This is a genomic window from Sphingomonas hankookensis (assembly GCF_001619955.1).
Lineage (GTDB): Bacteria > Pseudomonadota > Alphaproteobacteria > Sphingomonadales > Sphingomonadaceae > Sphingomonas > Sphingomonas hankookensis_A.
On sequence record NZ_LQQO01000021.1, the window covers coordinates 71,649 to 87,359 of the forward strand.

The 15,711-nt window shown below is 60.6% G+C and carries 10 protein-coding genes; 5 read left to right on the forward strand and 5 right to left on the reverse strand.

All coding sequences use genetic code 11. From position 1 onward, the window contains the following. Positions 1 to 17 precede the first annotated feature (17 nt). The 5 genes from AVT10_RS10655 to AVT10_RS10675 are packed head-to-tail and all read right to left on the reverse strand — an operon-like array spanning position 18 to position 11,359. Entirely contained in the window at positions 18 to 3,311 is a 3,294-nt protein-coding gene (locus tag AVT10_RS10655; RefSeq protein ID WP_066690799.1) for a DUF499 domain-containing protein, read from the reverse strand. Positions 3,312 to 3,322: 11 nt separating this feature from the next. Then, positions 3,323 to 6,121: a DUF1156 domain-containing protein gene (locus AVT10_RS10660; RefSeq protein WP_066690802.1), complete on the reverse strand. Its 2,799-nt coding sequence runs from the start codon at positions 6,119 to 6,121 to the stop codon at positions 3,323 to 3,325. Then, positions 6,118 to 6,969 (reverse strand): hypothetical protein, encoded by an 852-nt coding sequence (locus tag AVT10_RS10665; RefSeq protein WP_066690811.1) that lies wholly within the window; start codon positions 6,967 to 6,969, stop codon positions 6,118 to 6,120. The genes AVT10_RS10660 and AVT10_RS10665 overlap by 4 nt, the downstream gene beginning before the upstream one ends. After that, positions 6,966 to 10,469, reverse strand: coding sequence for a helicase-related protein (locus tag AVT10_RS10670; RefSeq protein ID WP_066690815.1), 3,504 nt, complete (start codon positions 10,467 to 10,469; stop codon positions 6,966 to 6,968). The genes AVT10_RS10665 and AVT10_RS10670 overlap by 4 nt, the downstream gene beginning before the upstream one ends. 26 nt (positions 10,470 to 10,495) lie before the next feature. Next, positions 10,496 to 11,359 carry a WYL domain-containing protein gene (locus AVT10_RS10675; protein ID WP_066690818.1) on the reverse strand — a complete coding sequence of 288 codons (864 nt, stop codon included), beginning with the start codon at positions 11,357 to 11,359 and terminating at the stop codon, positions 10,496 to 10,498. Positions 11,360 to 11,458: 99 nt separating this feature from the next. On the opposite strand from AVT10_RS10675, the gene AVT10_RS10680 reads away from it, so the two are divergent. The 5 genes from AVT10_RS10680 to AVT10_RS10700 all read left to right on the forward strand — a co-directional run bounded on the left by AVT10_RS10680 (position 11,459) and on the right by AVT10_RS10700 (position 15,566). Beyond that, complete coding sequence (locus AVT10_RS10680) at positions 11,459 to 11,695, forward strand: DUF2188 domain-containing protein (protein ID WP_066690824.1); 237 nt, start codon at positions 11,459 to 11,461, stop codon at positions 11,693 to 11,695. An 18-nt stretch (positions 11,696 to 11,713) separates the two neighbouring features. After that, the gene (locus tag AVT10_RS10685) at positions 11,714 to 12,685 is read left to right on the forward strand and encodes a CBASS cGAMP-activated phospholipase (protein WP_066690828.1); all 972 of its coding nucleotides are present in this window, start codon (positions 11,714 to 11,716) and stop codon (positions 12,683 to 12,685) included. Then, entirely contained in the window at positions 12,685 to 13,935 is a 1,251-nt protein-coding gene (locus tag AVT10_RS10690; protein WP_066690831.1) for a nucleotidyltransferase domain-containing protein, read from the forward strand. The genes AVT10_RS10685 and AVT10_RS10690 overlap by 1 nt, the downstream gene beginning before the upstream one ends. 10 nt (positions 13,936 to 13,945) lie before the next feature. Beyond that, positions 13,946 to 14,620: a hypothetical protein gene (locus AVT10_RS10695; RefSeq protein WP_066690833.1), complete on the forward strand. Its 675-nt coding sequence runs from the start codon at positions 13,946 to 13,948 to the stop codon at positions 14,618 to 14,620. 175 nt (positions 14,621 to 14,795) lie between these two features. Next, complete coding sequence (locus tag AVT10_RS10700; protein ID WP_084401603.1) at positions 14,796 to 15,566, forward strand: ArdC family protein; 771 nt, start codon at positions 14,796 to 14,798, stop codon at positions 15,564 to 15,566. Positions 15,567 to 15,711 lie beyond the last annotated feature (145 nt).

A 15,711-nucleotide genomic window follows, 5' to 3' on the forward strand; every position in this document is an offset into this window, starting at 1 on the left:
AGAAATTCGAGCTTGCGTCACTCGACAGATTTTTCCGCGAAGCCAAGGGTATTGGCATTTTCGATGAGTGTGCGAACCTTGGCGCGATCGAGGCCGGCGGGCACTTCTGCTTCAATCTCGAGCCGCAGAGTCACCTTGCTGCCTTGGAGCGTCGTCAATTGCTCGACTATGGCTTCGACGATCTGGTGCATGTCACGGGCGGGGCGATCTGGTGAGATCATGACCGTGCCACTGAACCGGGTCGGATTGCGCTCGACAGGCGGGGTCGGTTCCTGACCCGGCGTTTGACTGCCCGGTTCGGCGGGGTTGCCGGTCTCCGGCGTTCCCGGTTGAGGTTCGGTGGGTTGCGACGGTGCCGGTCGGTGCGCTTCAGCAACTTCAGGCCTGATGATGACGCTATCGCCGTCGATGACGATCATCGCATTGCTGGCGTGATCAATCGCCAGACCAAGATACCTGCCTGTCGATTCTTCCCAGCGCTCCGCATAGGCAAACGGCCCAGGCAGCATCCCACTGACTGCGGACTGCACAGACCTGATCAGCACGTCCTGATTCTTGAGACGGGGCAGGTAGATGTAGCGGTTGAGGTATTCGCGCAGATCCCGCAGTTGCAGGTGGGGCCGGTCGTTCCAGATGTATTTCTGCAGGTCCCTATCAAGCCGCGTCGGGCCGAGTTCGGTCAACAGCCCTTCTTCGCCGATCAGCTTCTTGCTGGCGCGAGCAAGCAATCCGTCTTGGGCGGGGATCTTGCCGGAGACCCATTCAAGGTCTGCCTGCGCACTTTCTTGCGCCGGATAGTGAAGGTAACACCACGCTTCCTTGAGCCGCGTCTTCACCGTTTCGTTGGCTTCGGCGAGCTTTGCCTTGGCCAGAGCGCTATCGCTCTGTGTGAGGTTGAGGCGATCCGTATCCCGAACGATTTCATTCCAAGCGAGAGATGCGCGAACAGCGTCCTTGAGGTTGTCGAGCTGCTTTGCATCGGCTGCGATGAATACCAGCATATTCCGGTACACGCGCGGCGTGCTGCCGCGCTGCATCAGGATTTCCTTGGCTTCAACCAACGCTTCCGAGCCTTCCCGGCCATTATGCGGATGCGCTACACCCAAGACCACCGCCCGGACTCCACCGGCCTCATCCGGCACCTCGGCCGACCCTGCCGGTGCAACCTGCACGGCGTCGAAATGTCCTCGATCGGGCAGCGCATTGACGTACTTGGTCAGCTCTGCGTCGATCGTCACATCGACCAATGCTGCTTCGATCTGAGCCGCTCGGTCCGTCGCAATGCGATTCAGACTGGCCGCCATCGAATACCAGTAGCGCCCGAGGTCCGAGTGCATGAACTTGGCCTGATTGGTCAGGCGCCGCAATGCGTCGCCAAAAATGGCTGGCCGCTCGCCCGGCTGCACGACGCCGAGGTTGATCTGCTTGTCGTCGAGGCCCGTGTTCTGTTGCTGGTGAGTAGGGGCCGTGCCCATGAAGATGGCGCGGGCGACACGGCGCGTTGCCGAGTAGCGGTTGAGGTTGGGCGCCGATTGGTCGATCTTGTATGGGGTCGAAGCCGTGCCATCGACGTCGCCAGCAATGATCGATTGCCAGCTGACATCAAGATAATGCAGCAGTTCGGGTTCCACGCGCGGCGAATTGATGGCGACACTGCCCGGCATGATCATGACTGAGGGATCGCCGCTCATCCACAATTCGTGAATGGCCTGCGCCATCAATCGGAGCACACCGCGGGTGCGCTGGAATTTTTCAAGCGATCCCCAGCTGGTATAGAGCTGATCGAACAGTTCGGGGTGGATCGGGTATGCCTTCTCCAGCTTGCGCCGATAATCTTCATCGGCGCAGCCCTGCGGAAAATCATTGGCGTTCTCGCGGTAGAGCTTCGCAAACTGCTTCAACGTGTTGTCACGATGGTGGAAGCGGTCGCCGGGGATTTCCTTGAACAGGCGCCGGCGTACGATTTCGTAGCTCTCCTCCTGGCTGGCCGGTCGCCATGAGGATTCGACGCGGCTGAACGTCTGTTTGAGACGAGCCAAGGCCTCCTGGCCGCCTTCGCCGCCGACCTCAATCTGCGACGCCGGCAAGGACGCCACCAGCAGCGTGCCGGGGCTGGCCTTCACCGCCTCGGTCAGCGCCTGGACGAACGACAGATTGGCATCGAAAGACCCGGATGGCAGCCCCTCGACCTTGTAGATCTGGCGCAAGTAGGCGACCCATTCATCGATCAGGATGAGGCATGGGGCGCACTTCTTGAAGATCGCTTCCAGAAGGTTCGAGCCGGGTGCGATCCCGGTCGCGTCATTCTCCGCGACCATGTCGAAAGCGTCGGCACCGCCCAGCTGCCAAGCAAGATCGCCCCAGGTGGTCCTGATCTTCCGGCCGCCATCAGCATTGAGCACGTCCTGCGGGCCACGCGACGTGCCGACGAGGACAGCCCGGTTGATGCCACTGGGCACCGTCAGGCCGTTGGTCTCCAGCAGCTGGTCGAGGCCAGACAGGTCCTGCACCGGTGTCGTGCCTGCCATGTGGTAGAGCGCCAGCATCGAGTGGGTCTTGCCGCCGCCGAAGTTGGTTTGCAGTTCAACCACCGGGTCGCCGCCGGTTCCGGACAAGCGCTTGGCTGCGCCGACCAGAAGAGTGCTCAAGCCCTCCGTCAGGTAGGTACGGCTGAAGAACTGCTTCGGGTCGCGATACTCTGCGGGAGCGCTGCCCGAATGGACCTTGGCGAGATCTGCGGCGAACTCCGCCTGCTGGAACTCGCCAGTCGCCACATCCTGGTGCGGCTCGACGACTTCACGCCACGGCTTAAGACCGGCGACCGTTTCGACCGAAATCTCGAGGCGCTGGGTCTTACGCCGCTCCTCGTTGCGCTGAAGCTCGGTGAACTTGGTGCGCAGGATCGTGTCGCGCATCCGGCTGAGTTGCTCAGCCGCATCGCCTGCGCTGATCGATTCCATGAGGCGGCGCATGGAGTCGAGGGCGCGGTCGGCATCGTCGTAGGTGAAGGTCTCGTTGTGCGAGAGCTTGTTTCGGACATCGAGCAATTCCGACACGTACGAACGCTCGGGATGCCCCAGCACCGTGGCGAAGGCGTCCTTCCAGAAGGCCATCATCGTCTTGAGAAGACCTTGCTGGTCCCAGCCCACGTCGCCCTTCGAATTGGGGCGCAGCCCTTGAACGCGCTGGACCACTTCTAGCTGCCAATGGCCCTTGATCGAGCTTTCCAGGCGCTTTTCCACGAACGGGATCAACGCGGAAGGCAACAGTTCCATGCCTTCGAACACATACTGGCGGGTGCTTTTTGCCATGGTCGTTCCCTTTAGACGTCGAAGCGCATCTGGCCGTCACGGCGGGTGTCGTGGACAGCGGCTGCCTGGCGGGTAAGCTCGGTCCAATCGGCGATAAGCCCGTTATAGGCCGTCGCTTCCTTGGCATCCTTTCGCTTGTTGGCGCAGATGTCGTAGAGACAATACGCCAGATCCTTGATCGCCTCTGCCTGGGTGCTGAGCTTCTTGAGCAGCACGGCGGTGTCGTGCGAGATGCCGTCCTTCTCATGCAATCGGACAAGGTGCTGGAGGCACTCCCACACCGTCAGGTGACGGTCCTCCTCGGGATCCCAATCTTCATCAAGTTCATCGCGCGCAAGGATGCGAACCTTACCGGCCGCGCTTTCGACGATCCCGGCGTGCTTGACGCTCTCGACGGAAATGCCGCGCGCGCGGGCAAGATTGTCGGCTGCACCATAATCGCCTTTGGCATTCCCGTGCTGCTCGAACCAAGTGATGGCGAACCGCGTGTCAGGGTCAAATTCACCCTGAATGCCGCCAAGATATTCATCGAGTTCTTGATTGATGAGTTGCAGTGCAGTCTTGACGGCCATTGGGCTATCGTCGGATTCCAAGACAGCTTTATACCGTGAGAACACGCCCATGCCTGGCCCAATTGCTGACTGTGGCATGTCAGCAGGGGCGATGTTGGCTGCCTGAAGCTCTGAGATCGCCGAAGGCAGTTCGCGCTTTAGGGCACGAATAAACTCAGCACGGGTAATGATCTCAGCCGATTCCTCTTTTTTTCGACACACGAGCACAACAGAGTTCGCGAGTGCATTGGTGCCGGAGGCGATCATTCGGTTCGCCATTTCGGTACGCATGGGCCAGGTCCCGACTACCGCATAACCTGCGGAAACAACGGCTTGGAGGAAGGTCGCCCAGCCAGTTGAACTAATCCCATCCTTGGCTACTTCGCTTTGCTTGAAGGCATAATAGATTGTGGCAGGGAAGAGATCCGACGATTGAGAGGCCATGTTCGCAATCGCCCGGCTCATGCCATCGAGGAAAAATGCTTCGGCCGCATCTTTTCCCCCATGACGATATGGCGTCGCCACCAATTCCTCGGCCTTTGGAGTTGCAAGAACTCCGAAAATTTCAGGGTATATCGGGCGGAGTGCTGGTTTCAGCCAACAAAAGAAGAAATCGGACAGATCTGCATAGCCGATGTTGTCATAGTACGGTGGGTCGGTGGAAATGACTGCACCAACTGGATAGGTGACCGTCTGAGCATCGTGGTTGCGTTCTACCCCGATTGCAGCAGGACTGAACCTTTCTATAACTTTTACGATGCTTCCAAGACTAGTGCGATAGTCTCCCGCTGCATCCGCAAAAGCATTGTTTTCACCGAAGTCCCACATCATTGGGATTGCTTGCCTGCCGAACAGGTTCCGAACTTGTGTCTTCGAAGACTCCCAGCGGCAACATGAGTTTTGGATATCGGACAGGCGGCTAACGCCAAACCCGAGATACACACTCACTGCTTCAGCATATGCGACAGCACCTTTCCCACCGTCTCGAAGTGTTGCAGGGTCGTTACCAAACCCGGCAGCCCGGCCATCGATTTCAGCCTGAACACGCGCTTCATGCACGAGTTCGCTAAATGTGTTCAGGGTGACAAGTTGGCGATCCGTAAAGAGATCTCCGAAGGTCGTCAGTCCATAATCTACAGTCCAGAAGTTTCGCGGATCATTGGGCAAGCTGGTTTCAGGCTCCCATTGAGCCTTTGCCTCAAATGCCAAATCCTCATGCTCTTGAGTTGGGGCAATATAAGCGCGGCTGCGCTTACCTTCAGCGACAATGGCAATCAGCGTTTGCCCCATCTGCCCAGATTTCCCCATTCGCTTCACGTATTCGGGGGTGATGGCAGTACCTGAAATAAGGCAACGAAAATTAGATCCTCGACCCGCTTTAGTCCCTTCGCTTGCCGTAGCAATCTCTGCCTTAGTGCCGCCAAATCGGACTCTATAAGTGATCGACTTAGTTGTCCTATCCACTAACGGCTCAATCCAAGTTTCGCTGCCTGACTTGCTGCTAAGCAGAAAACTTGACGCCAACGGAACCTGGACATCACTAAAAGCAGGGTCTGGGCTTGGAACGGTTCGCGCCCAAATCCAAGCTATAACCGTGGCCTTCCCGCCACCATATTCTTTAGAAAGCTTCACTTTCGGATACAGATGGCCAATACGCTCCCAGGCTTTATTGCGTATCCACTCACCGTAATACTTGACATCTTCGGCCAAGCCTTCGGCGTTCCGATAGAACTGCCGGTCCTTCGCGCCTGGATGAATCGGTTCCTTGTCCTTGAACTTGGGCGGGATCTCGATCATCGCCTTGCCGATCATCACCGCGACCGGGTTCAGGTCGGAACCGTAGGCGGGCAGGCCGAGCCGCTGTGCTTCTAGCGGGATCGATCCGCCGCCCGAGAACGGATCATAGACCGGCGGAAGCTCGCCGCCGCAGCTCTTGCGTATCTCAGCCCGGGCCTCTTCCAGGACCTCTTCGTTGGTGGAATTTTCCCACTTCACCAGCTTCTCGATGATCGCGAACAACCGCTTGCGCTCGGCCTCCTGATCCTCGTGGGTAGGAAACTTGTCAGGGTGGCTCGACGGATCATCCACCAGCTGCGCGAACAGCACCGCGCGGCAGGCCGCAAGCGGCCGCCGCGCCCACCAAAGATGCAGCGTGGACGGGTGCCCGTGCCGGATCGATTTCTCACGCGCCGAGGCCTCGTTGATCGCCTCCAGCGGAATGGCGACCTCGATGAGCTTCTTCTTGTACGGGGTAGTCATGACGTTTCGACTTCTTTCTTATGTTCGCGAGGCTGCGCAATCACGAAGTCGACGCCAAGGCCGACGCGGACCACCTCTCGAAGAACCAAAATTTCTCTTGTGACTTTGCGGATGCGAGGATCCTCTTCCGCGCCGGCATCAGCCCCTTCAAGGGCTATTGGAAATCGATCACGTATCGCATTTTCAGCACCTCGAAGCCCCTCTGGCACCAGCGGCCAAACCTTTTCCCGAACCTGCCCGACCGTCTCTTCCAGCGACTCATCGGAATTCTGAGCCAGCCGCTCGGTCACCGCATTCGATATCGCCGCAAAGTCGGCTACCTTGACCTTTTTCGGCTCAGAACATCGCCAAGCGATCGTGGCCCCGGCAACATATGAAACCACGTGGCTTTTATCGTCAGGCAAGGGGCCAATCGCGCGAGGTGAGATCAACACGGAACTGGTGTGAACCTGTGCGAGAGCATAGGCAGCGTTGAACGCTGCGGAACTTTCGCACGTGGGTGACGCATAATAGACCGCGCCGGGGAATTTCGCTTCTAATTGCATAAGATGGGCATGCTGATCCGAGAGATCGCGACGCATAAGGGGCATCCGGAAGAACGGCGTTGAGAGCCCCGCCAGTCCCAACTGCGCGATTTCCCGTGCAGTATCCCGGACCATCAGCTCAGGCAGCTTGAACTGGAAGAACAGCGGTGAGCCCGGCATGTCGATCCGCACGTCGTAACCCAGCTTGGCTTCCTGGACGAGATTAGGGAAAACAGGCGCAGATGCTGGCCCGCTGGCGCTCGACCGGATCAGGTTCTCCGTGAAAGCGTAGCCATAAGAGAACTCTGTAAAACCCAGCTTCATCGCGGAGCCTCTGCGCGCTCGAGCAGGCGCGGAAGATGGAATTGAATGGCGGTTTCGAGGAACGATGGTTCACGCTCGACCAGTGGGCCGCGAATGTAGCGCGGCTCATGGGCATAGCCGTTGCTGACCGGCACCACCGCCAGGATGAACTTCTCCGGCTCATGCAGCGAGGTGATGATTTCCTGCCGGGTGATCATCACGCTATCCGCGCCATCGATCCGGCCCTTGACCTCGATGAAGCGCAGATGACCCGTGGTTGGATCGTGCGAGGCGATGTCATAGCCGATCTTCTGCATCGAAACGTCGGTCGGCGTGTTACCGAGAGCTCGCTCAGTTGCCATCACCGCCTCCATCGCGGCCAGCTCGATGGCCCGGCGCGCTGCGGGATCTTCCGAGAAATGGTTGCCGATGGGCGCTGCGTTCTGGGCGTCGAGCAGCCCACGCGGGATCACCACCATGCCGCCGCGGACCCGCGGTGGCTGCGATGAAATGAACCGTTCCTTCTCGAGCTGGTCCATCCGCCGCTTCTGGCGCTCAGCCAGATCTTCGGCGCGGCGCTGCGCGTTCTGCCAGTTGAGCCGGGTCTTTTTGCCTGCCTTCTCCTCCTCCTTGAGCTCGAAGGCACGCGAATCCCAGTAATTGATTTCCTTCTTGAGCCGGGCGCGGACCTCCTGCTCAACCTTGTCGATCTCTGGCAGGCGCCGCGCCTTGACCTCCGCAACATGATGCTGCGCCAGTTCGACCGTCGCGAAGCGGATCGCCGTCTTCTCCAGATCTGTGGTCAGCCAGCCTTCATCCAAATGGCTTCGCACCGCCGCGATTTCGTCAGGCGTTGCCGGGCGCAAGTTCAGGTGCGGCGCAATCCCTGCATTGGTGGCGTTGCCAGCCTTGTCGATCGCGGCGAATTGCAGCTTCTGCGACAGGGTATGCGGTTTGCCGAGGCTGGTCAGCCTGCCATCCTGCACGCTGTGTTCGAGGAGGAAAACAGCCGACAATGCCTCCCCAGTGTCGGTGTCGTCGACCAGAATCGCGCCTTGGCGCATGATCTGCTCATATTGCTCGCGGATCAGACTGATGACCGCTTCAAGCAGCGGATGGCCGGGACATACGAACGCCGCCACGGGCTGCTGATTGATCTTGTCCTTCTCGAAACAGATCCGCTCATACTGCTTCTGGATCGGTGCGCCGGTTCCGATCTGGCGATCCCGCTCGCGGATACGGACCGGGACGTGGGTGATTTCCCAGCGTCCCTCTTCGCGCCGTTTGATGCGGCCGCCCAGATGCTGGAACGCCTCGACGAAGAAGCTCTGGATATGGTGCGGCTGCAACCGCAGCGCCTCGGCGCGTTCCATTTCCAGGCGGAGTTCTTCGACCCGCGCTTCCGGCATCGTGTCGTTCGTCAGCGCGCGCCGGCGCAGCAGCTCAAGCAGATGGGTCTGATCGACGGCGCCATCGACCTGCTGGAACAGCCGCGCCTTGACCTCTTCCTGCTCACCATACTGGATCGCCTGGAACAGCAGATCCTTGAGCGCGGTGCCCTCGAACAGTTCGCCCAGCACGTCATAGACGCGTCCGCCCAGCGCTTCGCGTGCCGCCTCCAGCTTTTCGAGGAGGCGCGCATAGACCTCGCCTTCGCGGGTGTCAGCTGCAACCAGATTCCAGAGGTGGCAGACCTCGGTCTGGCCGATGCGATGGATGCGCCCGAACCGCTGCTCGATCTTGTTGGGATTCCACGGCAGGTCGTAATTGACCATGAGATGGCCGCGCTGGAGGTTGACACCTTCGCCCGCTGCATCGTTGGCGATCAGGACCAGCATGTCCTTGTCCTGCATGAACCGCTCGACCACCTTGCGGCGTTCCTCACGCGAGACCCCGCCATGGATCACGTCGACGGCCTCGGCATTGCCAATCCGTGCCCGAACCTTATCGAGCAGGTAATTGAGCGTGTCCTTGGGCTCGGTGAAAATGATCAGCTTGCGCCGATTGCCAGCCGCATCGACCATCAGATCGTCATCGAGAATCCGGTTGAGCTGGCTCCATTTGGTGTCGACGCCCGAGCGCAGGACGCCGAGCGCCATTGATTCCAGACCCTTTAGTGTCTCGACTTCGAGTGCCAGCTGTTCGACCGTCTCTGCAGTCGTTGCGCCGGTCGAGATCAGGTCTTCGAGTTCGTCGATCTCATCCTGACCATATTCGTCGATATTGCCGAGCATGTCGGGATTGACCTTCGGCACCGCGATGTCTGCCCGGCGACCAGCGTTGGCGAGGCGCGCTTCGCCCAGTTCTGTCTCGAGGCGCTCGCGGCGACGCTTCAGCGACTGGTAGATCGCAGCCGGGGATGATGCGAGCCGTCGTTGCAGGATCTGGAGCGCGAAGCCGACATTGTTGCGCTTCTTCCCATCCCCTTCGGCGAAGCGCTGGACCCGGTTCATCTCGGTGCGCACATAGTCGGTGACCGCCGTATAGAGCGCAGCCTCACCCTCGGAGAGTTCATACTTGACCGTATAGGCCCGGCGCTCCGGGAACAGCGGGCGACCATCAAAGCGCAGCAGCTCTTCCTTGGTCAGTCGCCGCATCATGTCGGCCGTGTCGGCATAATGCACACCGTCGCGGAACCGGCCCTCGAACCGGTCACCATCGAGCAGTGCCATGAACAGCTGAAAATCCTCCTCCTTACCGTTATGCGGCGTCGCAGACATCAGCAGCAGGTGACGGCAGACCTGACCCAGCTTCTGCCCAACCTGATAGCGCCGGGTATATTTGACATCGCCGCCGAAGTAGGTTGCCGACATGCGGTGGGCTTCGTCGCAGATGATGAGGTCCCACTCGCGGGCGCTCATCAACTTCTCCTGCAAATCCTCGTTGCGGGCGAGGACATCGAGCCGGACGATCAGCCGATCGCGGTCCGTGAACGGATTGCCCGAGCGCGAGGTCTCGATCATGTCCCGGGTCAAAATGTCGAATTCGAGGTTGAACTTCTGACCGAGTTCGTCCTGCCACTGCTCGACCAGACTGCCAGGCGCAACGATCAGGCAGCGCTCAAGATCGCTGCGCGCGATCAACTCCTTGATCAGCAGCCCGGCCATGATCGTCTTGCCAGCCCCGGGATCGTCGGCGAGCAGGAAGCGCAGTGGCTGACGCGGCAGCATCTCGCCATAGACCGCCGAAATCTGGTGCGGCAGCGGGTCGACCATGCTGGTGTGGATGGCAAGATAGGGGTCAAAATAATGCGCCAGCTTGATCCGGTTCGCCTCGGTCACAAGACGCAGAAGCGCACCGTCGGCATCGAACGACCAGGGACGGCCATTCTGCTCTACCTCTAGGCGATGTTCGTCATCCCGGTAGAGGACAGACTCGGCAACGGTTCCGTTATGATCACGGTACACGACATTGATCGCCTGATCGCCGATCCAGTCGACCGAAATGACATGAACTGGCTGGTTCGAGGCAATGCCGCGCACCGATGCACCGTTCTTGATCTCTTCGAGCTTCGCCCCCATCGGCACTACCGTCCCCTGCCCACGTCCTAAAGCTGGAACTCGGCGCGTTCGAGCGCGACCAGCGTTTCCTTGCGATTCACATTGACGATATGCTGGCTTCGCGCACTGCGCTTCGCGGCATCATCAAGCAAACCGAGCCTTTTCAATACATAAAATAGCATCGCATAGCGCACGGAAAGCACCGTTGTGTCGACTTCGAGGCCGTAGTCCTTGGCGACAACTCGCTTCTGACTTTCGGTCAGCTCCGGGTGCGGACCGACAATCACATCGAAATAGTTGTTCCAGAGCCAGTCATGTTCGCCAGATTGGCCCGGCTCACCTTTCCCGCCAACCTCCAGGATCCGGGGAAGCAGGAAGTCCTTGAACTTGTTCTCGACGTGACAAAACCCTCGCACGTGCCAGCGAAAGCCATCGTACCCGAACGCGTGCGGTGTCATCCGCCGCCAGATCGGGTCGGGCCGGGCGCTGTTCATGGACTGGTAGAATACGTCGATCGACTGGTTCTCCCGTACCGCTTCGAGAACCCGTCGCAGGATAGCGATGTCGATTTCGCGCTTGGGCGTGAGCGCGACGTCAGCGCTCGGCATCGCTGCGATCCATGATTCGCTTGCCGGCAACATCCCCTCAGCAACGGCCCTGAGCTGCGAGAGATACTTGTACGGGTCAGGATCGAGAAACCGCAGCACAAATGCCTCTGCCGCCACGTAGCGCTTGGCGCTTGCGTCGTAGAGCATGTTGCCTGGCGCACGCGCCTGATAAAGCGACAGATCCTTCGATGCTTGCGGCGTCGAGACACCGAAGCATTCGATGATATCGGCGCGGTTGATCGTGCCCTCCCAGAACAGGCGGAACTCGATAAACTCCAGTCGTTGCTCGACACCCCAGCGCACGTTGGCGACTCTCCATCAGTATAGAAACTATGCGAACCTTGACGTTCGATGAGAATAGTTTATATGCGGTTAACGTGAGTCGAGTCAAGGAGTGAGGTTATGGCAGACCGATATGTGACGAAGCACCCGAACGGATGGGCCGTGAAGGCGGCGGGCGCGCAGCGCGCCAGCAGCGTGCATTCGACCCAGCGTTCCGCAGAGCAGGCCGCCAAGCAGACGGTGCGCAACCTGGGGGGCGGCGAAGTCCGTATCCAGGGGCGTGACGGCCGCTGGCGCGATTCGGATACGGTCGCGCCGGGCAACGACCCGATGCCGCCGCGCGACAAGAAGCATTGAGCGCAGGAGCAGTCGGCGGTGAAGCGCATCCTGACCATCGATGGGGGCGGCATCCGGGGGACTTTCCCGGCGGCCTTCCTCGCCAATCTTGAGCAGGATCTCGAACAGCCGATCGGGCGCTACTTCGACTTGATCGCGGGAACATCGACGGGCGGGATCATCGCCATCGGTCTCGCTCTCGGCCTTCGCGCAGCCGACATTCTGCGCCTCTACGAAGAGGAAGGCCCGGCCATCTTCTCGCAGAGCCGGAAGGGCTTTCTGGGCTGGCTTGAGCGCCATCTGCGGAAAGGTCGCTGGGCCTTCTGGGGGCCTAAGTACAGCGCCGAGCCGCTGCGCAATGCCTTGCATGGCGTTCTTGGCGAACGGTTGCTGGGCGAGGCCCGGACCCGGCTGGTGATCCCGGCATGGCACCCCCAGACCCAGGGCGTCTATGTCTTCAAGACCGCGCATCACCCTCGCTTGCGGACCGATTACCGCGAACTGGCAATCGATGCAGCCATGGCGACGGCGGCAGCACCGACCTATTTTGCCCAGCATGTGACCGCCAACGACGTCGGACTGGTCGATGGTGGCCTCTGGGCCAACAATCCTGCCGGACTGGCAGTCGTCGAGGCCATCGGCGCGCTTGGCTGGCCAGCTAATCAGATCAACCTCCTCAGCGTTGGCTGTCTCGACGATATCAAAACCCTGCGTGCCGCTTACGGCGCGGCGAGGATCGCGCCGCAGCTGTCCAGCATCTTCATGGCGGGCCAATCGCACGGCTCGCTCGGCATCGCCCAGATCCTGACCGGTCACGAACATGAGCGCCGCGCCGTCTTCCGGGTTAGCCAGCCGGTGCCTGCCGGTTTCTACTCGCTCGACGACACCCGCCGGATCAGCAGCCTCAAGGACCGCGCCTTTGCCGAAGCCCGCGCCCAGAAACCAATCCTGCATCCCCATTTCTTCGGCACGCCCGCCGAGGAGTTCACCCCCTGCCATAAGGTGCCCTGATGACTGTTTACGACAAGCGGCTGGCCAGGTCGCACGATGATATTCTTGAAGCCATCGCAGCTGCGCTGGATATCCCGCCCGGCAAGTTCGAAGAAGCCAGGCAGCGCTATGAAGCGCTGGGCGGCTGGCTCGACCGCCCGGAATCCACGCTGGCCGATCTCGATCCTGCCATTTCGCCGCACGGCTCGTTTCTTTTGGGGACCGTCACGCGCCCGCTGACTGATGCCGATGAGTATGACGTCGATCTTGTCTGCCGGGTCAACGGATCGAAAGCTGCGCTCACGCAGAAGCAGCTTAAGGACGCTGTGGGGCATGAGGTTGCCTTGTATGCGCGTGCTCGGAACATGATGCACCCGGAAGAGCGTCGTCGTTGCTGGACCCTGAATTATGCCGAGGGCGCGCAGTTCCACATGGATGTCTTGCCGGCCTTGCCCGATGCGCAGCGCTATCAGGCGCAATTGCGGGCCAAGGGCTTTGGCATCCTCGCCGCTGACGGCGATCTCAGTGGCCACGCGATCGCAATTACCGACAACCAGCGCAGCGACTATGCGGTGATCTCGGACGACTGGCTGCAGAGCAATCCTTACGGCTACGCCGCTTGGTTCCGGAGCCGGATGCGGGTGCGGCTGACCGAGGCCAAGCGGTCGTTCGCAGAACGCGAGCGCATCTCCGCCAGCGTCGACGAGATTCCCGACTACAAGGTGCGCACGCCGCTTCAGCAGGCCATCCAGCTTCTCAAGCGTCACCGCGACTGCATGTTTGCCGAAGACGGCGAACACAAGCCGATCTCGATCATCATCACGACGCTGGCTGCCCATGCCTATAACGAGGAAGCCTCGCTGTCGGCAGCGCTGCAGTCCATCTTGATGAACATGGATCGTTACATCGAGGAGCGTGACGGCATTGCCTGGGTCTCCAACCCCGTTAATCCGGCCGAGAACTTTGCCGACAAATGGCCGGAAGAGCCGTGCAAGCGCGACAACTTCTTCCGCTGGCTCGCACAGGCCCGGCAGGATTTCGCGCAGTATCTGCGCGCCAGCCCCTATGATACCATTCCGGACGAACTGGAGCGGCGGCTCGGTCCCGCCCTGGTAAAGCGCGCGCTCAACAGCGTTATGCCGGACGATGGCGCCATCGGGGCTCCTGCACTGCTTCTGGGGGGCGGCCATGATGCCGAACTCGAGCGTGCCCGCCACGCGGTTGACGCAATCCAGAGCAGCGGATCCCAGTCCCGCCCCTGGGTGCGCTGAGGCGGCCACTTTGCTCACTTTGCTCGAGGTTCAAGCCGCGATCGCGTTTGAACAGCCCGGTCTCCGGGCAACGGAGATAGACGGCAAAATCGTCGTTGAAGGGACGTTCGTCGTCACAGCCGGCAGTGCCGTATGTGATCCGGCAGGTCCACTGGCGCGCTACGCTGTCAGAATCGAGCTGACCCATGCCTATCCGCGCATCGAACCGCGCGTGTTCGAGACCGGCGGGCGCATCAAGCGCGACCCCGATCACCACATCAACGGTGATGGCGATTGCTGCGTGACGGTCTGGGAAAACTGGTTGGCGACAGCAGCCGACACCGGCATTGCGGCCTATCTCGGCGGACCTCTGCGCGAGTATTTTCTGGGTCAGTTCTGGTTTGAGAAGACCGGCAGCTGGCCATTCGGTGAACGAGCGCATGGGATGGAGGGTATGGAGGAGGCCTATGCCGATGCGCTTGGCATTGCGAACCGGCGCAAGGACATTCTCTATTACCTGCGGATATTGAGACTGCCGCGACCGAGGGGGCATTGGCCCTGTCCCTGCGGCAGCACCAGGCGCCTGCGCGACTGCCACGATACCGACCTGTGGTCGATGCATCACCGCATTCCGCCGCATCTTGCGCGCGCCATGCTGGTACGATTGCAGCCCCGCAAAGGCGAGTTGTTCAAGGCAGGCTTCTAGCTAGCGTTGGGGAAGGCCTTCCCCTGCCGCCATGCCCGTTCCGGTCTTGACGGACCCCTTCGAGCGGGGCGGCTGCCCCGCAACGCCCCGCCAGAGTGAGAGTGCCTCCATCAGTCCGTGACGGATGAAGAGCGGCGAGAGAGGCTTGCCGCGGTCCGTCGCGGAGCTTCATGCGATGGCATCTCGAACCAAACCGCGCTCGCCCAAAGGACGCGCCAACCTCTACCAGCAGATCACGGACCGGATCATTGCCGACCTCGAAGCTGGTCGAGTGCCTTGGGTCCAGCCGTGGACCAGTGCCCAGACGGGCGTCGGCATGCCGCACAATGCCGTCAGCCAGCGGGCCTACAGCGGTATCAATATCCTGACCTTGTGGGATGCGATCGTCTCCAACGGATATTCGGGCCACGCCTTTCTCACTTTCCGGCAAGCATCGATGCTCGGCGGTACGGTACGGCGCGGCGAGCACGGCGTGCCGATCATCTACACGCGCCGGTTTGTGCCCGGCGAAGAGCAACGCCGAGCCGCCACCGAGGAACGCGAGCCGGTCGGGGGTATCCCGTTCCTGCGTACCTTCACGGTGTTTTCGGTCGATCAGTGCGAAGGACTGCCCGAACATGTCTGCGTACCGCCACCGCCCGTACCTGCCGGTCTGATCTTGCCGCAGGCGGATGCTCTTATCCGCGCAACGGGTGCAGATTTCCGGATCGGTGGCGCATCGGCCTATTACAGCCCGGCACACGATTTCGTGGCCGTGCCCCGGCCGGACGATTTTCACGACCCCGTCAATTGGCATCGCACAGCCTTTCACGAGCTGGGGCACTGGACCGGGCATCGCAGCCGCCTTGATCGTGACCAGACAGGTGCATTCGGATCGAAGGACTATGGGCGCGAAGAGTTGGTCGCGTTATCTGGACAGTCTGCGCCGTCCGCAACATTGCAGTAAGGTCGGCGATGGACGCCCACGGTAGGCAGTAATCAGGCTGGCCGTAGCGCTGACCCAAGAGCTGGCGGAGGCCAGCCTGATAGCTGCCGGGCCATAGCGCGCATCGGTGTGAAGGTCAGCTTCCGGGTGGGGGGTCCGGGGGGAG